General features: G+C 71.6%; 21 protein-coding genes. 2 read left to right on the top strand and 19 right to left on the bottom strand.

Going from position 1 to position 22208, the window contains the following annotated elements:
• Positions 1 to 7 precede the first annotated feature (7 nt).
• The 9 genes from C0R66_RS06735 to rpsP all read right to left on the bottom strand — a co-directional run bounded on the left by C0R66_RS06735 (position 8) and on the right by rpsP (position 4976).
• Entirely contained in the window at positions 8 to 316 is a 309-nt protein-coding gene (locus C0R66_RS06735) for a DUF2469 domain-containing protein (protein WP_101526090.1), read from the bottom strand.
• A gap of 20 nt (positions 317 to 336) precedes the next feature.
• On the bottom strand, positions 337 to 1056 hold the full coding sequence (locus C0R66_RS06730; RefSeq protein ID WP_101524053.1) for a ribonuclease HII: 720 nt from the start codon (positions 1054 to 1056) through the stop codon (positions 337 to 339).
• A gap of 10 nt (positions 1057 to 1066) precedes the next feature.
• Positions 1067 to 1849 carry a signal peptidase I gene (lepB, locus tag C0R66_RS06725; protein ID WP_101524052.1) on the bottom strand — a complete coding sequence of 261 codons (783 nt, stop codon included), beginning with the start codon at positions 1847 to 1849 and terminating at the stop codon, positions 1067 to 1069.
• A gap of 37 nt (positions 1850 to 1886) precedes the next feature.
• Positions 1887 to 2237 carry a 50S ribosomal protein L19 gene (gene rplS / locus C0R66_RS06720; RefSeq protein ID WP_101524051.1) on the bottom strand — a complete coding sequence of 117 codons (351 nt, stop codon included), beginning with the start codon at positions 2235 to 2237 and terminating at the stop codon, positions 1887 to 1889.
• 205 nt (positions 2238 to 2442) lie between these two features.
• On the bottom strand, positions 2443 to 3600 hold the full coding sequence (trmD, locus tag C0R66_RS06715) for a tRNA (guanosine(37)-N1)-methyltransferase TrmD (RefSeq protein ID WP_101524050.1): 1158 nt from the start codon (positions 3598 to 3600) through the stop codon (positions 2443 to 2445).
• A 3-nt stretch (positions 3601 to 3603) separates the two neighbouring features.
• Complete coding sequence (gene rimM / locus C0R66_RS20090) at positions 3604 to 3948, bottom strand: ribosome maturation factor RimM (RefSeq protein ID WP_241901652.1); 345 nt, start codon at positions 3946 to 3948, stop codon at positions 3604 to 3606.
• A gap of 47 nt (positions 3949 to 3995) precedes the next feature.
• Positions 3996 to 4151: a ribosome maturation factor RimM gene (locus tag C0R66_RS20085; RefSeq protein WP_338418218.1), complete on the bottom strand. Its 156-nt coding sequence runs from the start codon at positions 4149 to 4151 to the stop codon at positions 3996 to 3998.
• Positions 4152 to 4230: 79 nt separating this feature from the next.
• Positions 4231 to 4473 (bottom strand): RNA-binding protein, encoded by a 243-nt coding sequence (locus tag C0R66_RS06705; RefSeq protein ID WP_101524049.1) that lies wholly within the window; start codon positions 4471 to 4473, stop codon positions 4231 to 4233.
• 5 nt (positions 4474 to 4478) lie between these two features.
• Positions 4479 to 4976 carry a 30S ribosomal protein S16 gene (gene rpsP, locus C0R66_RS06700; RefSeq protein WP_101524048.1) on the bottom strand — a complete coding sequence of 166 codons (498 nt, stop codon included), beginning with the start codon at positions 4974 to 4976 and terminating at the stop codon, positions 4479 to 4481.
• A 338-nt stretch (positions 4977 to 5314) separates the two neighbouring features.
• Here rpsP and C0R66_RS06695 point away from each other — a divergent pair, with 338 nt between their 5' ends.
• Complete coding sequence (locus tag C0R66_RS06695; RefSeq protein WP_101524047.1) at positions 5315 to 5935, top strand: GtrA family protein; 621 nt, start codon at positions 5315 to 5317, stop codon at positions 5933 to 5935.
• A 3-nt stretch (positions 5936 to 5938) separates the two neighbouring features.
• Here C0R66_RS06695 and C0R66_RS06690 read toward each other — a convergent pair whose 3' ends face one another.
• The 5 genes from C0R66_RS06690 to C0R66_RS06670 form a co-directional block, all read right to left on the bottom strand.
• The gene (locus C0R66_RS06690) at positions 5939 to 6343 is read right to left on the bottom strand and encodes a hypothetical protein (protein WP_338418217.1); all 405 of its coding nucleotides are present in this window, start codon (positions 6341 to 6343) and stop codon (positions 5939 to 5941) included.
• A 22-nt stretch (positions 6344 to 6365) separates the two neighbouring features.
• Positions 6366 to 7913 carry a signal recognition particle protein gene (gene ffh / locus C0R66_RS06685; RefSeq protein ID WP_101524045.1) on the bottom strand — a complete coding sequence of 516 codons (1548 nt, stop codon included), beginning with the start codon at positions 7911 to 7913 and terminating at the stop codon, positions 6366 to 6368.
• A 189-nt stretch (positions 7914 to 8102) separates the two neighbouring features.
• Positions 8103 to 10340 (bottom strand): [protein-PII] uridylyltransferase, encoded by a 2238-nt coding sequence (locus C0R66_RS06680; RefSeq protein ID WP_101524044.1) that lies wholly within the window; start codon positions 10338 to 10340, stop codon positions 8103 to 8105.
• A 118-nt stretch (positions 10341 to 10458) separates the two neighbouring features.
• On the bottom strand, positions 10459 to 10797 hold the full coding sequence (locus tag C0R66_RS06675; protein WP_101524043.1) for a P-II family nitrogen regulator: 339 nt from the start codon (positions 10795 to 10797) through the stop codon (positions 10459 to 10461).
• Entirely contained in the window at positions 10794 to 12134 is a 1341-nt protein-coding gene (locus C0R66_RS06670; RefSeq protein ID WP_101524042.1) for an ammonium transporter, read from the bottom strand. The genes C0R66_RS06675 and C0R66_RS06670 overlap by 4 nt, the downstream gene beginning before the upstream one ends.
• Before the next feature lie 180 nt (positions 12135 to 12314).
• Between C0R66_RS06670 and C0R66_RS06665 the strand changes: the two genes are divergently transcribed.
• A complete protein-coding gene (locus C0R66_RS06665; protein WP_241901601.1) occupies positions 12315 to 13310 on the top strand; it encodes a glycosyltransferase family 2 protein in 996 nt (331 codons plus the stop codon).
• Positions 13311 to 13345: 35 nt separating this feature from the next.
• Here C0R66_RS06665 and C0R66_RS06660 read toward each other — a convergent pair whose 3' ends face one another.
• The 5 genes from C0R66_RS06660 to smc form a co-directional block, all read right to left on the bottom strand.
• The gene (locus tag C0R66_RS06660; protein WP_158647931.1) at positions 13346 to 16525 is read right to left on the bottom strand and encodes a glycosyltransferase; all 3180 of its coding nucleotides are present in this window, start codon (positions 16523 to 16525) and stop codon (positions 13346 to 13348) included.
• A gap of 38 nt (positions 16526 to 16563) precedes the next feature.
• Positions 16564 to 17709, bottom strand: coding sequence for a signal recognition particle-docking protein FtsY (gene ftsY, locus C0R66_RS06655; protein WP_101524040.1), 1146 nt, complete (start codon positions 17707 to 17709; stop codon positions 16564 to 16566).
• Positions 17710 to 17814: 105 nt separating this feature from the next.
• The gene (locus C0R66_RS06650) at positions 17815 to 18030 is read right to left on the bottom strand and encodes a hypothetical protein (RefSeq protein ID WP_101524039.1); all 216 of its coding nucleotides are present in this window, start codon (positions 18028 to 18030) and stop codon (positions 17815 to 17817) included.
• 85 nt (positions 18031 to 18115) lie between these two features.
• Positions 18116 to 18574 (bottom strand): acyl-CoA thioesterase, encoded by a 459-nt coding sequence (locus tag C0R66_RS06645; protein WP_101524038.1) that lies wholly within the window; start codon positions 18572 to 18574, stop codon positions 18116 to 18118.
• Complete coding sequence (smc, locus tag C0R66_RS06640; protein ID WP_101524037.1) at positions 18571 to 22149, bottom strand: chromosome segregation protein SMC; 3579 nt, start codon at positions 22147 to 22149, stop codon at positions 18571 to 18573. Before smc ends, C0R66_RS06645 begins: the two co-directional genes overlap by 4 nt.
• Positions 22150 to 22208 lie beyond the last annotated feature (59 nt).

Raw genomic sequence — 22208 nt, 5'->3', positions numbered from 1 at the left:
CGACCCGCTACTCCTTGGGCGGATCGATGTCCTGCTGGCTGAGCTCCTCGACGTTGACGTCCTTGAACGTCAGCACCTTCACGTTCTTGGCGAAGCGTGCAGGCCGGTACATGTCCCACACCCAGGCATCGCTCATCGACACCTCGAAGAAGACGTCGCCGTTCTCGGTCCGCGCCTTCACGTCCACCTGGTTGCACAGGTAGAAGCGACGGTCGGTCTCCACCACGTACTTGAAGATCGAGACGACGTCGCGGTACTCCCGGTAGAGGGTGAGCTCCATCTCGGTCTCGTACTTCTCGAGATCCTCGGCGCTCATCGTCACTCCCTCATGGCTGGCTACGTCTCGACACTAGTCTCCCCGTCGTACTCGGTGCAGGTTTCGCCGGGACTCCTCGCGGGCGGTTCGAGCCCGGCGGCACGGCGGACGTTGACGAACCGCATCCGGTGCACCGGGCACGGCCCGTGCTCGGTCAGCGCCGCGGCATGGACGTCGGTGATGTAGCCCTTGTGCGTCTTGAAGTCGTACGCCGGCCACTGGCTGTCGAGCTCTCGCATCAGTCGGTCGCGGGTCACCTTGGCCAGCACCGAGGCGGCGGAGATGCACGCCGCGACCCGGTCCCCCTTCCACATGGCCAGCCCGGGCACGTGCAGGCCGTCGACCGGGAACCCGTCGGTGAGCACGTAGGCCGGACGGATGTCCAGGAGGGCCACCGCCCGGCGCAGCGCCTCGACGTTGGCGACGTGCATCCCGAGGCGGTCGCACTCCTGGTTGTCGACGACCACCACCGACCAGGACACGGCCCGACGCAGCACCTGCTCGTAGCAGGCCTCTCGCGCCCTCTCGGTCAGCAGCTTGGAGTCCGCCAGGCCCGGGACGATGCCCGCGCGACCCGCGGGCAGGATGCAGGCGGCCGCCACCAGGGGGCCGGCGCACGCCCCGCGACCGGCTTCGTCCACGCCCGCGACGGGGTCGATCCCGGCCCGGCGCAGGGCGCGCTCGTAGCCGTAGAGGCCGGCGTCGCGACGCACGGTGACTCCGCGGGGCAGTCCGGGCACGGGCGATCCCTCAGCCAGCGTCGGGCACGTCCGCGAAGGAGTCCGGGCGGGTCACCCAGCGGAAGTGGCTCCAGGGCCAGATCAGGACGAAGACCTTGCCCACCACCAGGTCGACCGGGACGAACTCCCGTCCCGGGACGCAGTCGGTCTCGTTCTTGCGGCACATCTTCTCCGACGAGTCCGCGGACCGACCACGGTTGTCCCCCATCACGAAGATGTGTCCCTCGGGCACCGGCCCGGCCTCCCAGTCGCAGTTGGGCACCATCGGCCCGTTGCACTGGGTCAGTGGGTCGTCCTTGACGTAGGCGTCCTCGTCCAGGGGCTCGCCGTTGACGGCGAGCCGCCCCTGGTCGTCGCAGCAGGTGATGACGTCGCCCGCGACCCCGATCACGCGCTTGACCAGATGACCACCGGAGGGGTACAGCCCGATCTTGGTCATCCCCTTGACCACGAGGTTGTCCGCCTCCTCCACGCCGCGAAGCCAGGACCCGGGGTCCTTGAAGACCACCACGTCCCCGCGCTCCGGGCTGCCCCCACCCCAGTAGGAGACCTTCTGGACCAGGATGCGATCCCGGTTCACCAGACCCGGCTCCATCGACTCCGAGGGGATGTAGAAGGCCTGGACGAGGAAGGACTTGACGATGATCGCCAGGACCAGGGCGACCCCCAGGAGCAGGAACGTCTCCTGCCACAGCGGCAGGTGCTTGCGCTGCCGCCGACCCCGAGACGACGAAGACCGCGACCCGTCCGCACTGGGGGTGGCGGAGGCTAGGTCGCGGTCTTCAGAAGTCACGAGCAGAGACTAATCCAGGGCTGGTCGGCGGGGCCGCTCAGGCCTCGCGGCGCTCCTTGATCTTCGCCTTCTTGCCGCGCAGGTTGCGCAGGTAGTAGAGCTTGGCGCGACGCACGTCACCGCGGGTGACGACCTCGATCTTCTCGAAGATCGGCGAGTTCAGCGGGAAGGTGCGCTCGACGCCGACGCTGAAGGAGACCTTGCGGACGGTGAAGGTGCGCCCCACGCCGGAGCCCTGCACCTTGATCACGACGCCCTGGAAGACCTGCACACGGGAGCGGCTGCCCTCGATGACCTTCACGTGGACCTTGATGGTGTCGCCGGCGCGGAAGTCCGGGACGTCGTCGCGCTTCTGGGCGTTGCCGAGCTCGGCAATGACATTGGTCATGATGCTCCTCGCGAGTGCCACAGGTCAGCCGCGGTGTGTGTGTGATCGATTAGGAGTGCAGGCCAGCGTGTCGCCCGGTCGGGCGAACGGGTGGTCGGCGGTGTCGGGCTCCCCCTGTGGCAGGGGCCCGGCACAGGTCCCCCGCGTGAACTACCGGGGCCACCTTTCGACCGACTGGCCAGCTGCCAAGTCTGCCACAGGACGATCAGGGCCGGGAAATCCGCTTGGTGAGCACCACCGGACCCGACCGGCCGTCTCCGACTTCGGCGACGGCGAAGCCGGCCCTGCGGTAGCGGCGCAGGTTGTCCAGGCTCGACCTGCCCGTGAGGAGGCGGGCCGAGAGCGCCTCGGCGGGAGCGACCGCCTCGGCGTGCTCCAGGAGCAGGCGTCCCAGCCCCCGGCCACGCAGGTCGGGAGCGACCATCAGCCGCCCCATCTCCCACTCGGTCCCGGCGAGTCGCCCGCGCACCGAGCCGACCAGCCGCCCCGCCGAGCGGACGACGTAGGTGTCCCAGGAGGCCAGCGAGGCCTGCACGTCGCCGAGCCCCTCGTGCAGGGGCGGGATGCCCAGGTCGTCGTTGGCGATCGCCTCGGTCACCCAGCAGGCGAGCTGCAGGGTGAGGAGCTCCGGGGCGTCGCTGGGCCGGGCCGCCACGATCTCCCAGCCGTCGACCACCGTGCTGGCGTGCAGCAGGTCGGGCCGCCGGCGGGCGGTACGCCGTACCGCCTCGCTGCGCCGCCACGCAGCGATCGCGGCGTGGTTGCCCGACAGCAGCACCGCGGGCACCTCCAGACCGCGCCAGGACTGGGGCTTGGTGTAGACCGGGTACTCCAGCAGACCGTCCTCGTGGGACTCCTCCACCAGCGACTCGGGGTTGCCCATGAACCCCGGCAGCAGGCGCACCACGGCCTCGGTGATGGCCAGCGCGGCGACCTCTCCCCCGTTCAGCACGTAGTCGCCCAGGGAGATCTCGCGGACCTCGCCGAGCGTGGCGGCGTGGTCGAGGACCCGCTGGTCGATCCCCTCGTAGCGCCCGCAGGCGAAGACGAGGTGCTCCGAGGCGGCCAGCTCCCGGGCCAGCCCCTGGGTGAACGGGGTGCCGCTGGGAGTGGTGAAGACGAAGGTAGGCCTGCCATCGGCGGCCACGTGCTCCAGCGCCTCGCCCCAGGGCTCCGGCTTCATCACCATCCCGGCACCGCCGCCGTAGGGGGTGTCGTCGACGGTGCGGTGCCGGTCGTGGGTCCAGGCACGCAGGTCGTGGACCTCGATCTGCAGCAGCCCGGACTGCCGGGCCTTGCCGGCCAGGCTCAGCTCCAGGGGACTGAGGTAGTCGGGGAAGATCGAGAAGATGTCGATGCGCACCGATCAGGCCTCGTCGGGGAAGGGGCTGACCAGACCGGGCCGGTCCGCGACCACCAGCCGGCCGCCCGGGACGTCGACCTCCGGCACCAGCTCCTTCACGAACGGCACCAGGGCCTCGCGTCCGTCAGGGGTCAGCACGGTGACCAGGTCCTGCGCCGCCCCGTGGACCAGCCCCTTGACCGTGCCGAGCAGACGCCCGTCCAGGTCGTACGCCGAGAGGCCCGCGAGCTGGTGGTCGTAGAACTCCTCGGGGTCCTCGGGGACGGCGTCGACCGGGAGCTCGGCGTGCAGCACGGTGCCGCGCACGGCCTCGGCGGCGTTGCGGTCACCCGCCTCCTCGAAGCTCACCAGCAGCACCTGCTGGTGCCATCTGGTGGACCGGACCGTCAGGGCCTTCAGCTGCGACGACGCCCCCTCGGGGGCACCGCCCTGAGCACCGCCCCGGGGGCGAACCTGCGCTCCGGCTCGTCGGTCCGGACGTCGATCGTCACCTCGCCCCGAACGCCATGCGGCTTGCCGATCCGTCCCACCACGACCTCGATGCTGTTCACGACCCAACAATAGTGGCCAGCACGCAGCACGGGCGCCACCCCGGTGGGGTGACGCCCGTGCTGGTGGAGCAGGTGCGGATCAGCGACGCTGGTCGACGTCCACGAAGTCGACCTGGGGCCGGTTCTTGCCCGCGAGCGCATAGACCACCGTGCGGAAGGCCGTCGCCGTCCTGCCCTGGCGACCGATGACCTTGCCCAGGTCGTCCGGGTGAACCCGGACCTCCAGGACGGCACCTCGCCGCAGGCGCATGTCCTTGACGGACACGTCGTCCGGGTGGTCGACGATGCCACGGACGAGGTGCTCGAGAGCGTCGGCCAGCACGAGGCTCAGGCCTTCTCGGACGAGGCCTCAGCGGCCTCCGCGGCAACCTCGGGCGTCTCGGCGGACGGCGTCTCGGCGGGGGTCTCGGCCGCGGGGGCCTCCTCTGCCTTCTTCTCGTCCTTCTTGGCCTTCTTGGTCACCGCAGCGCCCTTGGGCTCGCTGGCGGCGTCCTTGAGCGCCTCGTTGAAGATCTCGAGCTTGTCGCGCTTGGGCTCCTTGACCTTCAGGGTGCCCTCGGTGCCCGGCAGGCCCTTGAACTTCTGCCAGTCGCCGGTCACCTTCAGGAGCACCTCGACAGCCTCGGTCGGCTGCGCGCCGACCCCGAGCCAGTACTGCGCCCGGTCGGAGGTCACCTCGATCAACGAGGGCTCCTCCTTGGGGTGGTACTTGCCGATCTCCTCGATGACGCGGCCGTCGCGCTTCTTGCGCGAGTCCACGACGACGATGCGGTACTGCGGCACCCGGATCTTGCCCAGGCGCTTCAAACGGATCTTGACGGCCACGTTTGTGGTGTCTCCTTGCAAGTTGTGGTGGATGAACGACCCCCAACCAGGTGGGGACCGGGATCAGGTCGCTCGAGGGGCTCTGCAAGCCCGGATGAGAGGGTCCGGGCACACAGGACACGTCGAGCAAGTCTGCCAGATGCCCCAGCGGAGTCACCAATCGGGCCCCGCCACCGCTCGGCCACGGGGCGTCCTGGGGAACTTCTCGAGCTGCAGGGGCGGCAGCACGCCCACCCGGAGGAGGTCCTCGCCCTCGTGCACCCGGGTGGTTTCCGCGGAGCATGCAGGCAGCGAACGTGGGCCCCGCCCGACCCCTGACTTGGCGCTAGGGTCTTGGGGTGAGCCAGGGACCCCGCTTTGCCAGACGTCGGCGCGAGCTGGGGCTCTTCCTCCGCTTCGGACTGGTGGGAGCCTCGGGGGTCGCCGTCAACCTGGTGGCCCTGGTCGTGGCCAAGAGACTCGGTCCGCACCCTGAGCTCCCGGTGTGGGGGTTGCCGCTCAGCGACTTCAACGTGCGCTGGTACCACCTGTTGTCCACCTTCGCGTTCCTGGTGGCGAACCTGTGGAACTTCCAGCTCAACCGCAGCTGGACGTTCCGGACGACCAAGCACGCCAAGTGGTGGGCGGAGTACTGGCCCTTCCTCGCCGTCGGCCTGCTCGGGCAGCTGCTGGGCCTGGTCCTGCTGACGCTGCTGATGCATCCGGGGTCGGTGATCTCGCTGCCCACCGGTCTGCTCGACGACTCCTCCGGTCTCCGGACGCGGCTGTACTGGGGCCAGCTGGCGGTCATCGTCGTGGTGACGCCGCTGTCCTTCGTGCTCAACCGCCTGTGGACCTTCGCGGCCGTACGGGCGAACCACCCGGCGGTGCTGCCGGTCCCGGTGGGGGCCGGCGGGGAGGACCCGGCTCGGCAGGCTCACCCGGATGAGCGCGTGCAGGATCCCCAGGGTCTGCGCTGACCCTCAGAGCTGGTCGAGCAGCCAGGACGGACTCATCGCCCTGGCCCCGAGCCCCTCGACCCGAGCCCGCAGGAACTGGTCGGCGGTCACCACCGTCACCACGTGACCGGCCGCAGTAGCGGCCTGCACCTGCGCGACCACCTCGGAGTCACCGTCGCGGGGCGCGTGCACGGTGCGCACGTGGACGTCACGCCCCGCACGCACCCCCGCCTTCGCACCGCCCTCCAGGACCAGCACCAGCTGGTCGTGCGGGAGGTCGGCCACCAGCAGCTCCTCGTGCAGGCGCCGAGCCGCTCCTGCTCGGTCCTTCCACCACCCGTCGGGGCGCGATCCCACCACGTTGGCGCCGTCCACGACCATCACGGTGCCCATCACGTCGTCCGGGTCGGGAGCGCTCGCCGTAGGCACGCCCGGTCCCGCACCCGGTCGCTCACTTGAGGAACTTGGAGAAGTCCTTGGGCAGGTCCAGCGCTGCCGCAGCCTGCTCGTAGTCGAAGCCCTCGGCCGCCGCCCCCGGGGCCAGCGCAGCCTTGCCGGCCTTCGCCGCGGCCGCCTTCTGCTGGGCGGCCTTGGCGGGGTTCCCCGATCCGCGCTTGGCCTTGCCCTTCTTGGGCGCGGTCTTGCCCTTCTTGCCCCCGCCCATGCCCGGCATGCCGGGCATGCCCGGCATACCCCCGCGCGCCATCTGCTGCATCATCTTGCGCGCCTCGAAGAACCGGTCGACCAGCTGGTTGACGTCGGCCACCGTGGTGCCGGAGCCCTTGGAGATCCGGGCTCGACGGGAGCCGTCGATGATCTTGGGGTTGGCCCGCTCCGCAGGGGTCATCGAGGAGATGATGGCCTGGATCCGGTCCAGCTCCCGCTCGTCGAAGTTCTCCAGCTGCTCGCGGTACTGCCCCATCCCGGGCAGCATCCCCATGATCTTCGTCATCGAGCCGAGCTTGCGGAGCTGCTGCATCTGCTGCATGAAGTCGTCGAGGGTGAAGTCACCCTTGCCACCGAGCAGCTTCTCCGCGGCCTTCGCCGACGTCTCCGCGTCGAACGCCTTCTCCGCCTGCTCGATCAGGGTGAGCATGTCGCCCATGTCGAGGATGCGCGAGGCCATGCGGTCGGGGTGGAACAGGTCGAAGTCGGTCATCTTCTCGCCGGCGGAGGCGAACATGACCGGCTTCCCGGTGATGGCGGCGATGGACAGTGCGGCACCGCCTCGGGCGTCACCGTCGAGCTTGGTGAGCACCACCCCGTCGTAGCCGACGCCGGACAGGAACGCCTGGGCCGTGGTGACCGCGTCCTGGCCGATCATGGCGTCGACGACGAACAGCACCTCGTCCGGGTTGACGGCGTCCCGGATGTCGGCTGCCTGCTTCATCAGCTCGGCGTCCACGCCGAGCCGTCCGGCGGTGTCGATGATGACCACGTCGTGCAGCGTGCGCTTGGCCTCGGCCACGGAGGCCCGGGCCACCGCCACCGGGTCGCCCACACCGTTGCCGGGCTCCGGCGCGAAGACCGGCACCCCGACCCGCTCGCCGTTGACCTGCAGCTGCTTGACGGCGTTGGGGCGCTGCAGGTCGGCGGCCACCAGCAGCGGCGTCTTGTCCTGCTCCTTGAGCCACAGTGCCAGCTTGGCGGCCAAGGTGGTCTTGCCGGCGCCCTGAAGCCCGGCGAGCATGATCACGGTGGGGCCGGTCTTGGCGTAACGGAGGCGACGGGTCTCGCCACCGAGGATGTTGACGAGCTCCTCGTTGACGATCTTGACGATCTGCTGCGCCGGGTTCAGGGCGCCGCTGACCTCCTCACCGCGAGCCCGCTCCTTCACGGCACCGACGAACTCCTTGACCACGGGCAGCGCGACGTCGGCCTCCAGCAGCGCGATGCGGATCTCGCGCGCGGTGGCGTCGATGTCGGCCTCGGAGAGCCTCCCCTTGCCACGGAGGTTCTTGAAGGTGTCGGCGAGGCGGTCGGAGAGTGTGGCGAACAAGAGCGTTCCCTCGGGTGGTGAGCGGTGACTGGGCGCCGGTCGCGGCTGGCCCACAACTGTCGGACGAGGCACCAGCCTAGCCCGATCCCCCACCCGCCCCGGCCAGGGCGACCTCCGGGCAGCCCCGGCACCCCGCACAGCAGGTCGGGCATCCCGGGCCCGTCGCCCGGGATGCGCCCCGAGGTGGGCTCACCCGGTCCTGGCCGAGCGGGTCAGCGCCGCTCGCACCGCGTGGGCCGCCGAGGCGGCACGGTCGTCGGCCAGGCCCTGGGCGCCGATCTCCTGGAGGTAGAACACGTCGACCGCCTGCGGGCCCAGGGTGTCCACGTGCGCCGAGCGGACGGTCATGCCGAGACCGGCGACGGCGGCGAGCACGTGGTAGAGCAGACCGGGCCGGTCCGCTGCCCGCACCTCCAGGACGGTGGCCTGCCGCGACGCCTCCGGGCGCACCGCGACCGCCGGGTCCAGTCCGTCCGGGTCCGGGCGACGCAGCCGCTCGGTCGTCCGGGGCCGGTCCGCCACGATCGCCTCGAACCGCTGGCGCAGCACGGCCGCGTCGAGCGCGGGGTCGGCGACCTCCCACTCCGAGACGCCGAGATCGCCCTGGGACCAGGCGCGTGCTCCTCTGACCGACGTACGGTGCAGGGCCAGCATGGCCGCGACGTCGGCCAGCAGGCCGACGCGATCAGGGGCCAGCACGGTCACCCGGGACCCGTCGTCGCGGCCGTCGACGTAGATCTCCACCAGCGTCCGACCGGCCGCGAGGGCCGCCGAGACGGGCACCTCCGGGATGCTGGAGGGCGCCGGGAGCCCGTCGGTCCCGGACTCCAGGGCACGACGCGCCCTCGCCACCAGGGACCCCACCAGGCCCGCTCGCCAGGTGGACCACGCCTTCTCCGAGGCCGCCAGGGCATCGGCCTCGGTGAGCGCGGCGAGCAGGTCGAGCGCCAGCGCCGTCGTCACCCGGCCGGTCACCTGGCCGACGGTGGCAGGGTCGTCGACGTCGCGCGTCGTGGCGACCTCCGGCAACAGCAGGTGCCAGCGCACCAGGTTCCCGATGAGGTCCACGTCGGGCTCGGAGAACCCCATCCGGGCAGCGACGCCGCGGGCGATCGGCTCGCCGGCGACGCTGTGCTCCACCAGACCGCCCTTGCCGATGTCGTGCAGCAGGGCCGCGACCATGAGCAGGTCAGGACGCGAGACCCGACGGATCAGTGCGGAGGCCTCCACGCACGTCTCCACCACGTGTCGGTCGACGGTGAAGCGGTGGACGGTGGAGGCGTGGGGCAGCAGGTGGATCCGCTCCCACTCGGGCAGGATGCCGGCCAGTCCCCCGGTCTCCTCCAACGTCTCCCAGACCGCCAGCAGGCCGTGACCCGAGGCGAGCAGGCGCACCATCAGGTGCCGGGCCTCCTCGGGCCAGGGCTCCGGCAGCGGCGGGCACTCCCTCAGCAGGCGTGCCACCGTGGCAGGCGCGAGCACCAGGTCACGCTCGGCTGCCTCGCAGGCCGCCCGGAGCAGGAGCAGCGGGTCGCGCGCGGGGTCCACCCGTCCGTCCAGCACCACCTCCCCCACCGAGGCGGCCACTCCGGGCGCCAACGGGTCGAGCCGGGGACGACGAGGGCCGGTCACCCGGGGCCGGGCGAGGACCGCGTCCACCCGCCGCCACGTCAGCCGCGAGAGGTGGGCCACCCGGCGCCCCATGAGGCGCACCATCCGCTGCGCCGTCTCGGCGTCCGGCAGCCCGGCCGCTGCGGCCAGGTCAGGCCACACGTCCGGTCCGATCCGGTCTCCCGGACGGTGGCTCAGCCCGTGCAACAGGTCACGCACGTCCAGCAGCGCCTGGCGCTCGTGCTCGAGCTCGGCGTGGGGCACGTCGACCAGCCAGGTGGCGACGAGCGCCTTGAGGACACCCGTGTCCCGCAGCCCGCCGGCTGCCTCCTTCAGGTCGGGGACCGAGACGTGGGCCAGCTCGCCGACGCTCTCGTGCCGGCGCCGTACCAGGGCGGCGAGCTCGGGCAGCCGGTGGCGGGCAGAACGCCGCCACGCCGCCAGGGTGGAGCCCCGCAGTCTCAAGGTCAGGCTCGGGTCACCCGCCAGGTGCCGTACGTCGAGCAGTCCGAGGGCCACCCTGAGGTCGGCCTCGGCGGCCTCGGTCATCTGGGAGAAGGAGCGGACGGAGTGGTCGATCTTCCAGGTGCTGTCCCACAGGGGGTACCAGAGGTCGACGGCGAGTGCTCCCGGGTCCACATCGTCCTCGTGGACCAGCACCACGTCGAGGTCGGAGTGCGGGGCGAGCTCGGACCTGCCGTAGCCCCCGACCGCCACCAGGGCCGCGCCGGTGGCCGGTCCTCCCGCCTGGAGGTACGCCGCCTCGCACAGCGCGTCGGCCTCGCTGGTGCGGGCGGCTCTCTCGGCGGCAGTCATGGCTCTCCTAGGTCGGGCGGGGTGGGTGAGGGCGACCAGCTCAGATCATGGCGAAGGGCCCACCCCGCGGCGGTGACGAGCACCGGAGCGAGATGGGCCCCACAGGGGCGGTCGCCGACTAGAGTGCAGCCTCGTCGGTGTCGCCGGTCCGGACACGGACGACGGTGTCGACCGGGCTGACCCAGACCTTGCCGTCCCCGATGCGCCCGGTCTGTGCGGTCTTGACCACGATGCCCACGACGTCCTCGACGTCGGCATCGTCGATGACGATCTCGATGCGGATCTTGGGCACGAGCGCGATGTCGTACTCCGCACCACGGTAGACCTCGGTGTGGCCCTTCTGACGGCCGTACCCGCTGACCTCGGAGACGGTCATCCCGGCGACCCCGAAGGTCTCCAGGGCCTCCCGGACGTCCTCCCACTTGTGCGGCTTGATCACCGCGGTGACGAGCTTCATGCGTTGGCTCCTTCCTTGGGCTTCTGCGTGGTGGCGGTGCCGACGAGCGTTCCGCGACGCCCGCCGCTGGTGCCTGCAAGGTCGTAGCCGGACTCGCCGTGCTCGGCGAAGTCGACGCCCTCGACCTCCACATCCTCCTCGACCCTCAGACCCATCGCCTTCTTGATGCCCAGGCCGATCACCAAGGTGATGATGCCCGACCAGATGACGGCGAAGAGCGCGACCAGGAACTGGACCACGAGCTGCTTGATCCCGTCGCCGTAGAACAGGCCGCCACTGGTGGCGAGGAAGCCGATGCCGATCGTGCCCACCAGGCCACCGACCAGGTGGACACCGACCACGTCCAGCGCGTCGTCGTAGCCGAGCTTGTACTTCAGGCCCACGGCCAGGGCGCACAGTCCGCCGGCCACCAGGCCCAGCACGATCGAGCCCACCGGGGAGAGCGCCCCTGCGGCCGGGGTGATGGCGACCAGGCCGGCCACCACACCGGAGGCAGCACCCAGGGAAGTGGCCTTCTTGTCGCGGATCTTCTCCACGGCCAGCCAGCCCATGATGGCCGCACACGTGGCCACGGTGGTGTTCAGCCACACCAGGCTGGTCTCGCTCAGGAACTGCGCCGCGTCCGCCTCGGCGCTGGCACCGGTGAAGACCACCGAGCCGACGTTGAAGCCGTACCAGCCGAACCACAGCAGGCCGGCGCCGATCATGGTCAGCGGCAGGTTGTGCGGCTTGATCGGCTCCTTGCCGAAGCCCAGGCGCTTGCCCAGCAGCAGCGCCAGGACGAGGCCCGCGACACCGGCGTTGATGTGCACCACGGTGCCGCCGGCGTAGTCGACCGGAGCCACGGCGGCCCCGCCGTCACCCGAGAAGATCAGGTCGGCCAGCCCGTTGCTGGCACCGCTGAGGAAGCCGCCGCCCCACACCATGTGGGCGAGCGGGAAGTAGGACAGCGTGACCCACAGGGGCAGGAAGACCAGCCAGGCGGAGAACTTGAGGCGGTCGGCGACCGCCCCGCTGATCAGCGCCGCCGTGATGATCGCGAACGTCATCTGGAACCCGACGAAGATGTAGTCCTGGCCGCCGATGCCGGAGAGGCCGAAGGTCTCGAACGGGTTGTTGAAGAGCATGGCGACGTCCTCGGAACCGTAGGACATGGACCAGCCCCACAGAACGTAGACGATGCCGACGACGCCGGCGGCCGAGAACGACATCATCATCATGTTGAGAACCGACTTAGACCTGCTCATGCCGCCGTAGAAGAGGGCGAGAGCGGGCGTGGTCATCATCAGGACGAGCGACGCCGCCATCAGCATCCAGGCGTGGTAGCCGTAGTCCATTGGACCTCCAGTTGCTTCGGGGTGTGATGGAAGAACCCTCGGGGAGCGAGGTTTCACCGCCCCGCTGCGTGTGTTGCGCGCAAGAAACAACTTCCGCCCCTGTGTTACGGGCAGATGAACAGATACTCACGCCGGTCGGCGGTCGTGGCGCCGCGCCCGGGTGAACTAAGGTGCTGGCTTGTGAGGATCATCGGGACCCTGATGGTGCGCGACGAGGTCGACATCGTCGCGGCCATGGTCGAGCACCACCTCGCGCAGGGCCTGGACACCATCATCGTGACCGACAACGCCTCCGTCGACGGCACCAGAGAGGTGCTGGAAAGCTACGCCGAGACCGGCCTGGTCGAGCTGCACCACGATGCCGAGCACCGCAAGCAGCAGCGCGACGTCGTGACCAGGATGGCCCGTCGGGCCCGGACCCGCTTCCGGGCCGACTGGGTGCTCAACCTGGACGCCGACGAGTTCCTGGTGCCCCGCGACCGCTCGCTCACTGTGCGCGACGCCCTGGAGGCCACTCCCCTGCACCTCAACGCCTTCACGGTTCCCGTGGTCAACCTGATCGGTCCCGCGGGCTGGTCCGGCAGCGGCCTCTCCCGGCTGGTGTGGCGCGACCAGCGCAGCGACGAACAGCTCCACGCGATCGGGCTGCACGCCCAGCCGACCCCCAACGCCGTGCACCGCGGCGAGTCCGACATCGTGGTGCAGCAGGGGAACCACTTCACCTCCATGTCCAGCAACGGACAGCCCGACCCCGCGGTCTCCCTGGAGGTCCTGCACCTCCCGTGGCGCTCCTGGACCCAGTTCGAGCGCAAGGTGGTCAACGCCGGTCGCGGCTACGAAGCCTCACCGGACCTCAAGCCCAGCCCGAACCACCACGGCATGGCCGACTACCGGCGCTGGAAGGACGGCACCCTGGAGGACTCCTACCTCGCCCGCAGTCCGCAGCCCCACGAGCTGCTGGCCGGCCAGGAGGCCGGGCAGTTCCGCCACGACCCCTGGCTGCACGAGCACCTGAGGGCGCTACGACCCGCCGCGCTACGACCCGAGCACCTGGAGGAGGTGCTGGACTCCGACCTGGAGTCACCGGTGCCGCCGCAGCTGCCCGACTCCCCCCTGCGCCGTCACCTGGAGCTGGAACGGGCCTCGCGTCGCCCCAGCGGGGAACGCACCGCCTGACCTGTTCGCCCCCGGTCCGTCCCGGCAGGGACCCCTCAGCGGTCGAAGCCTCGTTCGCGCCGAGCCTCCAGGGCGATCTCGACCAGCCGCGCCGCGCGCGCGGCGAACGAGTGCTCACGGTGCACCCGTGCCGCCACCGCACGCCGCTCCTCGTCGCTGCCGAAGATGCTGTCCGGATCGGCCGACGAACTCAGCTCGACCAGGTGCTCCCGCGACCTCATCACCTGGACCGAGGGACCGAAGAGACCGCCGAGGCCCTCGACGTCGTCGGTGATCACCCGGGCCCCGCTGGCCGCGGCGTCGAAGAGGCGGTTGGAGACGAACCCCTCGGTCCGCATGTCCTCCCAGTGGTCGTTGAGCACCACCCCGGCAGCCCGGTAGGCCGCGCCCAGCCGGGTGTTGGGCAGGTAGGGGTCCTTGATCAGCCGCCCCGCCACGAAGGGGCGCCACTGGGTGCCGTAGATCGAGATCGGCAGACCTGACTCCACGGCCGCCCGCACGATGGGCCGGTACTCCTTGCGCGACCCCCCGACGAAGAGCACCGGGTGACCGGTGTCGGGGATCGCGAGGTCCGGGTGGAAGAGCGCTGGGTCGGTGGCCTGGAGCATGGGCTCGACCTCGATCCCCCAGTCCTTGGACCGGCGCGCGGCCCAGGTCGCCGAGGCCGCCAGCAACCGGTCGTAGGAGACCGCCTCCGCCGTCGGCAGCATCTCGGGGTGGGAGATCACCCATCCGATGGTGACGTGCTCGAACGAGGGCCGGTACGGGGCCAGGCCGCGCAGCACCAGCGAGACGTCGTCGAACCTGCCGGTGTAGCGCTCGTGCTCGGGCCGGTGGTCGATCACGACCTGCTGGCCCAGCTCCCGCAGCGCGACGGCCAGGGCGCGGGCGAAGTGGGTGTCCCCCCACCGCTCGGCCTCGGGTCCGAAGGGCGCGGGGTTCTTGATGGCCCACCGCAGCCTCGGGGGGTGCTCGTCGACCTGGTGCCTGGTCTCGCGCACCAGCACCGGCTCCGGGACGCCGAGACGGCGCTGCTTGCGGTGCCGGAAGGAGACCGCGTGGTCCACGACCCGGAAGCCTCGCGTGGCCCACAGGTGCACGTCGTCGCCGGGGGTACGCCGTTCCCAGCGCTCCAGGAAGAGCGCCCGGTTGGTGTCGAAGGCGTCGTACCGCCCGGGAGTCTGGGACTCGAAGTGCGTGACCCGGGAGTCGGGGCGGACCACGAAGCGACCCGGCCGCAGCTGGGCCAGTCGCAGGCACAGGTCGATGTCCTCCATGCCGTTGCGGTAGACCGGGTCGAACCCGCGCAGCTCGATCGCGTCCCGGGTCCGCAGCGCCAGCGCCGCACCCGTCAGGGCCGCGAAGGAGAGCTGCTCGACGCCCTCCGCGTCCTCGACGGGGAAGCCCTGGAGGAAGGCGTGCGGAAGTCCCCCCGTGGCGGGGAATGCCACGCCCGCGGACTGGATCACCCCGGTCGGGTAGAGCAGCAGCGACTGGGCACCCAGCACGTCCGGGTCCTCCAGGGCCGTGACCAGGGGATCCAGCCAGCCCGGGTCCACGGCGGTGTCGTTGTTCAGGAAGACCACCGTCGCCCCGCCCACGTGCGGCAGGGCGAGGTTGTTGCCCAGCGCGAAGCCGTGGTTGGTCGGGAAGTGCAGCACCCGCACCTGCTCGAAGCGGGCAGCGAGGGAGTCCAGGATCACCGAGGTGTCGGCGTCGCAGCCGTTGTCCACCACCAGGCACTCCACGCGCGGGGCCCCGTCCTCCTCGGCGGCCGCCATCACGCTCTGGACCGCCTCGGAGGTCATGGACCAGTCCGCGTAGGTGGGGATCACCACCGAGACCAGGCCCGGGTCGCGGTCGCGGTGCGCCAGCTCGTCCCAGTCGACCAGGGAGCGGTTGAGGACCACGTCGGCCCAGGACGCCACCTTGGCGTGGTCCAGCGCGGGTCGGTCACCCGCCGGACGGCGCCGGGCCTCGAGCGCCCAGACGGCGTGCCGGGTGAGGCCCAGGAACGGCACGACCCGCACGCCCTCGGCCCGCGCCAGCCGGGTCACCAGCCCGAACGTCCAGGCCCCCGGCAGGTCCTCGTCGAGCCCGCCGAGCCCGGTGAACGTGTCGCGCCGGACCAGCAGCCGCCCCAGGTCGACGGTGCTGCGGTCAGCCACGGTGGCCCGGGGCAGGGCGTTGCCGACCAGGGTCGAGGAACCGTCACGACGTACCCTCCTGAGCACGTCGGCCAGGGCGCGGTCACCGTCGACCTGCCCTACTGCGGTGAGCAGCCGAAGCCGGTCGGGGTCCCAGGTGTCGCCGGCCTGCAGGAACGCCAGCCACTCACCGGTGCACCGCTCCACGGCCCGGTTGACCCCTCCGGCCGGCGGTTCGCCCTCGGCGGCCACCAGCTGCCAGGTGCCCGGCTCCAGCTCGGCGTCGAGAACGTCGTCGAGCTGCGGGATCCGCCCGCCGTCGACCACCACGACCTGCCAGCTGGCGAGCCGCTGAGCACGCACGGAGCGCAGCGAGGTGGCGAGGTGACCCACGTCGCTGCCGGCGAGGACGACCACCGAGACCAGTGGCCCGGTCCCGGGCACGTCGGGGTCGATGTGTGCGTAGCCGTCCACCAGCTGCTCGCCCCGCCGCAGGTCCTCCCGGGTGGTCTTCCGGCGACTCTGGGACGCGGCCCGCTCGACCCACTCGGCGCGACGCGCCGTGATCCAGGTGAGCAGGCTGACGGCCTGCTCGCCGTCGCGCGCCACCAGCCACTTGTTGGCCGGTGCTCCGGCGACCGCCCCGATCTCCTGGTAGTGGCCGATGGGGCCATCGGGATGGGCGCTGGCGCCCGGCGTCCGGCGCAGGTAGCGACGGGTGTCGAACAACGGGTGGGTGGGGGTCCGGTAGGGCTTGCGGCGCAGGTAGACCAGGAACGCGTCCCGCTCGCCCAGGTCGGCGGCGTGGTGCTCGCGGAACCAGGCCCGGTCGAAGAGCGGGTTCGGCGAGCACCGCTTGGAGACCGGCGTACGCAGGTAGTGGCGCACCAGGTCCAGCCGGCTCCCGGTGACTCCGGTGACTGCGGAGTACCACTCCTCGTCGAACAGGGGCGAGGCCATCAGGAGCGCCGCCTCACCGCCCAGCGGTACGCCGTGCGGCTGGGGTGGGCGAGGCGTCAGGACGCGGTCCACGGCGCGACGGATCCGGGAGATACGCGGTCGTTCCACCTTGCGTGCCTTCCCTCGTGCCGTGCCGTGTCCTCAGGTCAGCCCAGGAGTGCGTCGACGAAGGCCTCGGCGTCGAACGGAGCCAGGTCGTCGGCGCCCTCGCCGAGACCCACCAGCTTCACCGGCACCCCCAGCTCGCGCTGGACAGCCACGACGATACCTCCCTTGGCAGAGCCGTCGAGCTTGGTCAGCACGATCCCGGTCACGTCGACGACCTCGGAGAAGACCCTGGCCTGGATCAGGCCGTTCTGCCCGGTGGTCGCGTCGAGCACCAGCAGCACCTCGGTGACCGGCGCCTGCTTCTCGATCACCCGCTTGACCTTGCCCAGCTCGTCCATCAGCCCGGCCTTGTTCTGCAGGCGCCCGGCGGTGTCCACCAGCACGGTGTCCACGCCACGGGCGCTCCCCTCCTTCACCGCCTCGAACGCCACGCTGGCCGGGTCGGTCCCCTCGGGGCCGCGCACGACGTCCACGCCGACCCGCTCCCCCCAGGTGACCAGCTGCTCGACGGCTGCGGCCCGGAAGGTGTCGGCCGCGCCCATCACCACGGTGCGGCCCTCGGCCACCAGGATGCGCCCGATCTTGCCCACGGTGGTGGTCTTGCCCGCACCGTTGACGCCGACCACGAGCACCACGCCCGGCTGCCCGTCGGCACCGCTGACCTGCAGTCGCCGGTCCATGCTGGGGTCGACCAGGGTCAGCAGCTCCTCGCGCAGGACCGCGCGGGCGTCGGCCTGACTGCCCTCGGTCCGGAGCCGCGAGCGCAACCGGTCCACGAGCTCCTGGGTGGGTGCCACGCCGATGTCGGCGGTGAGCAGGGTGTCCTCGATCGACTCCCACGTGTCCTCGTCCAGGCGATCGCGCGAGAGCAGCGCCAGCAGCCCGCGACCCAGCGCTCCCTGGGAGCCCGCCAGCCGCTGCCGCAGCCGTACCAGGCGGGAGGCGGTGCCCTCCGGACGCTCCACCAGGGGGGCGGCAGGCGCCTCCAGCGGGGTCTCGACCGGAGTCTCGACCGGCGCCTCGGCGGACGTCCCAGGCGGTGCCTGCGTGGTCGTGGACGAGATCACCCCCGTGGTGTCTCGCGGCGCCGGCGGCGTCTTGCGTCGTCCGCTGGCCAGCAGCCCGGCCGTCGTCGCGACGACGAGGACGGCGATGCCGATGATCAGGTACAGCCATTCACCCATGGCGCCAATCCAACCAGATGCCGCGCCGGCGCCGACCCGCAGCGTGGCCGGTAGGCCGGTCCCCCCGCTCAGGTGACCCGCTCAGGCGCCCACGCCGGCGATCGCTCAGCGCTCAGGTGCGCTGCGGGGGCCGAACTTCCAGTCCTCGTGCTCGTCGTCCTCGGAGGGGATCACCGGAAGGGCGTCGACGCCCTTGCGCATGGCGTCCCCGACGACGGGGACCACGGGCATCTCCTCGCCGCGGTACGGGAACGCCACGTAGGCGAGCACAGCGGCGCCGACCACGAGGATCAACAGCATCGCGAGGATGACGGGCAGCACGGTGAAGCTCCTAGCGGGTCCGAGATGTCAACCAGTCCACCATGACACAGGGAGCGCAGGATCTACGAGCCGCCTGCTCCCGAGGTCACTCCGCGGGGCGCAGCAGCGGGAGCACAGCCTCCCGGATGACCTGGGGCACCGGCACCACCGGCCGGTTGCCCGCCCCCTGGGCGTTGTCGACGTACACGTGCACGAAGCGCCCCTCGGCGGCGGCCTGGTCGCCCGGGCCCTGGAAGAGCCCGATCCGGTAGACGATCGAGGACGTGCCGACCTTGTCGACCACCAGCCCCGTCTCGATGGGCTCGGGGAAGCCGAGCTCGCGGAAGTAGCGGCAGCTGGTCTCGGCCACCACCCCGATCTGGGGCAGGAGCCGAACGTTGGTGCCGCTGGCCTCGAACAGGTGCGCGTTGACCGCGGTGTCGAAGAGCTCGTAGTACGTCGCGTTGTTGAGGTGGCCATAGGCGTCGTCGTCGCGCCACCGGGTGGTGACGGTGCGCCACGCGACGTAGTCCCGGCGGGTCGGGGGTGCGGGTCGCGCGCTCATGGCGTGCCCACTCGGGCGGGCGCCGGTCGGGCGACCTCCTCGCGCAGCCGTTGGCTGATCACGGCCGAGACCCCGTCCCCGCGCATGGTGACGCCGTAGAGGGCATCGCCTACCTCCATCGTCCGCTTCTGGTGGGTGATGACCAGCAGCTGCGAGGTCTCGCGCAGCTCCTCGTAGATCTGCAGCAGGCGCCCGAGGTTGGTGTCGTCCAAGGCAGCCTCCACCTCGTCGAGGATGTAGAACGGCGAGGGACGGGCCTTGAACAGGGCGACCAGGAAGGCGACCGCCACCAGCGAGCGCTCGCCGCCGGAGAGGAGCGAGAGCCGCTTCACCTTCTTGCCGGGTGGACGCGCCTCGACCTCGACACCGGTGGAGAGCATGTCGCCGGGGTTGGTGAGGACCAGCCTCCCCTCGCCCCCGGGGAACAGCCGGGCGAAGGTCGAGTCGAACGCTTTGGTGACATCGGCGTAGGCCTCGGTGAAGACCTGCTCCACCCGCGCATCCACCTCCCGGACGATGTCGAGGAGGTCCTTGCGTGTGCTCCTGAGGTCCTCCAGCTGCTCGGTGAGGAACTTGTGGCGCTCCTCCATGGCGGAGAACTCCTCCAGGGCCAGTGGGTTGACCCGGCCGAGCATGCTCAGGGCACGCTCCGCGGACCGCAGCCGCTTCTGCTGCTCCTCACGGACGAACGGCGCCGGCTCGGGCCGCTCCTCCCCCTCGGCGACCTCCCCGGAAAAGGGGACCGGGTTGTGCGGGCCGTACTCGGCGACCAGCGCCTCGGCGGCCAGGCCGAGCTCCTCCAGCGCCCGCTCCTCCAGCTGCTCGATCCGCATCCGTTGCTGGGTGCGCGCCATCTCGTCCCGGTGCACCGAGCTGACCAGCTCCTCGAGCTCGCGGCCCAGGTCGCGCAGCGTGGCCCGGACCGTCAGCAGCTCCTGCTCCCGGCCGTGCCGCGCCCGCTCGATCTCTGCCCGCTCCTCCGCCGCCTGGTTGACCGAGCCCTCCAGGCGGTGCAGGACGACGGCGACGGCCGCCCCCACGGCCTCGGCCGCCCGGCCCTCGGCCAGCACCCGCTCCCGGCGCGCCCGCGCCTTGGCCCGGCTGTCGCGCTCCGCCTGGGCGGTGCGCAGCAGGGCATCGGCGCGGCCGTGGATCGCCCGGGCTCGCTCCTCGGCCGTGCGCAGCGCGAGCCTGGCGTCCATCTCCTCCTGGCGCGCCGCCCGGGCGGCCTCGACCAGCCGCTCCCGCGCGGACACGTCGGGCTCCTCCGCAGGCGCCTCCTCGGCGCGGGCCAGGCGTCCCTCCAGCTCGGCGAGACCGGCCAGGTCCTTCTCGCGCGCCTGTGTCGCGGTCTCGATGGCCCGCTCCAGGCGCTCGGCCTCGCCGCGGGCGGACCGCACCAGGGAGCCGTACTGGCCCAGCTCCTCGGCCACGGCGGCCAGCGTCGCGTCCGACTCGTGCAGCTTGGCCAGCGCGACGTCGACCCGCTTGAGCGCCTCGAGCCGCTCGGCGTCGAGGCGCGAGGCCTCGAAGCCCAGCCGCTCGGTCTCCGCGGTGGCCGCGGCCAGGCTGGTCGCGGCGTCGTCGTAGGCCGCCTGCACCTCGAGCAGGCTGGGCTGGCTCGAGGAGCCGCCGGAGGCACGGTGGCTGCCCAGCAGGTCCCCGGACCTGGTCACCGCGGTGACCTCAGGCACGGCGGCGACCAGGGCGCTGGCGGCGTCGAGATCGTCGACCAACGCGGTCTTGTGCAGGAGCCCCCGGACCGCGGTGTCGAGCTCGGGCGGGCAGGTCACGACCTCGACGGCGTACCGCGCGCCGTCGGGCAGGTCGGGCCATTCCTCCTCGGATGCCGGGCCGCCACCGAGGAGCATCACGGCGCGTCCCAGGTCGGCGTCCTTGAGGTGGGCGATGGCCTCGACGGCGGCCGCGGGCCCGGAGACGGCCACGGCGTCCGCGGCCGAGCCGAGGGCAGCCGCGACCGCGGCCTCGTGCCCGGGCTGCACCGTGAGCAGCGCGGCGACCGACCCCAGGACGCCTGAGACGTGCTCGCTGGCGGCGAGCAGAGCGCCGCCGCCGTCCTTGCGGTTGAGACCGAGCTCCAGGGCGTCCTTGCGGGCGATCAGGCCCGCCCGTTCCCGGTCCGCGGCGGTGGCACGCTCCCGCAGCGTCGCCAGCCGCTCCTCGACGTCGTCGAACGCGTCGACCGCCGCCTCGTGCTCGGCATCGAGGCCCTCCTCCCCCGCGTCTAGTCCCGCCACCTTGGTCTCCAGCGCGGTGAAGTCGTGCTGTGCCCGCTCGGCCCGGGCCCGAGCCTCCTGACGCGCGGCGTCGAGGCGTCCGAGCTCCTCGTCAGCCGCGGCGGCTCGGGACCTCAGGGCGTTGACCTGGCCGTGCAGCCGGGCCAGGCCCTCGCGGCGGTCGGCGGCCGCCCGCTCGAGCGCGGCCACCCGGCGGTCCTCCTCGGTGGCGGCGTCCTCGGCGGTACGACGGCCGGTGACGGCGACCTCCAGGGCGGTACGCAGGGCGTCGACCTCGGCACCGATCTCCCGCTCGGACTCCCGGGCCCGGGCTGCCTGGGCCTCGAGCTGCTCGGGGTCGCGCCCGGACTCCACGGACTCCTGGGAGGTCGCCTGGGCGTTGCGCACTCGTTCGGCTGCCAGTGACTGGGTGCCGCGCAGCCGCTCCCGCAGACCCGACAGCGCGAACCAGGACTCCTGGGCCGCGGCGAGCGCCGGCAGGTCCTCGCGCAGCGCGGCCTCCAGACGACCCTCGGACTCCCGGGCCGAGGCCAGGGCGGCCTCCACCTGCTCGCGGCGCTCCACGAGGACCGACTCGTCGGCCATCTCCTGCTCCAGGGCCGAGCGGGCGGTGACCAGGTCGTCGGCGACCAGACGCGCACGGGCGTCGCGGACGTCGGCCTGGACGGTGGCGGCCCTGCGGGCCACCTCAGCCTGCCGGCCCAGCGGCTTGAGCTGACGCCGGATCTCGCTCAGCAGGTCGTTGAGCCGGGTGAGGTTGCCCTCGGTGGAGTCGAGCTTGCGCAGCGCCTTCTCCTTGCGCTTGCGGTGCTTCAGGACCCCCGCGGCCTCCTCGATGAAGCCGCGCCGGTCCTCCGGCGTGGCGTGCAGGATCGAGTCGAGCTGCCCCTGCCCGACGATCACGTGCATCTCGCGGCCGATGCCCGAGTCCGAGAGCAGGTCCTGGACGTCCAGCAGTCGGCACGAGCTGCCGTTGATGGCGTACTCGGAGCCGCCGTTGCGGAACATGGTCCGGCTGATGGTGACCTCGGCGTAGTCGATGGGCAGCGCGCCGTCGGTGTTGTCGATGGTGAGGACCACCTCGGCCCGGCCCAGCGGGGGCCGGCCGGAGGTCCCGGCGAAGATGACGTCCTCCATCTTGCCCCCGCGCAGGGACTTCGCGCCCTGCTCGCCCATCACCCAGGCCAGGGCGTCGACGACGTTGGACTTGCCGGACCCGTTGGGTCCCACGATGCACGTGATGCCCGGTTCCAGCTGGAGCGTCGTGGCCGACGCGAAGGACTTGAACCCCTTCAGGGTCAGGCTCTTCAGGTACAAGGCTCGGGCTCCCGGGGTGAGAGGACGTACGGCGCGCTGGACGCAAGATCCTCGGGGAC

The organism is Nocardioides houyundeii (assembly GCF_002865585.1).
Classification (GTDB): Bacteria; Actinomycetota; Actinomycetes; order Propionibacteriales; family Nocardioidaceae; genus Nocardioides; species Nocardioides houyundeii.
The sequence above is the reverse complement of the archived record's forward strand: the minus strand, read 5'-3'. Positions and strand labels throughout refer to the sequence as shown.

Excerpts from the sequence above, each read along its gene's own strand:
- C0R66_RS06680 (WP_101524044.1), bottom strand. The coding sequence starts at position 10,340 with ATGACTGCCGCCGAGAGAGCCGCCCGCACCAGCGAGGCCGACGCGCTG.
- C0R66_RS06645 (WP_101524038.1), bottom strand. The coding sequence starts at position 18,574 with ATGAGCGCGCGACCCGCACCCCCGACCCGCCGGGACTACGTCGCGTGG.
- ftsY (WP_101524040.1), bottom strand. The coding sequence starts at position 17,709 with ATGGGTGAATGGCTGTACCTGATCATCGGCATCGCCGTCCTCGTCGTC.
- C0R66_RS06675 (WP_101524043.1), bottom strand. The coding sequence starts at position 10,797 with ATGAAGCTCGTCACCGCGGTGATCAAGCCGCACAAGTGGGAGGACGTC.
- rplS (WP_101524051.1), bottom strand. The coding sequence starts at position 2,237 with ATGACCAATGTCATTGCCGAGCTCGGCAACGCCCAGAAGCGCGACGAC.
- C0R66_RS06670 (WP_101524042.1), bottom strand. The coding sequence starts at position 12,134 with ATGGACTACGGCTACCACGCCTGGATGCTGATGGCGGCGTCGCTCGTC.
- C0R66_RS06735 (WP_101526090.1), bottom strand. The coding sequence starts at position 316 with ATGAGCGCCGAGGATCTCGAGAAGTACGAGACCGAGATGGAGCTCACC.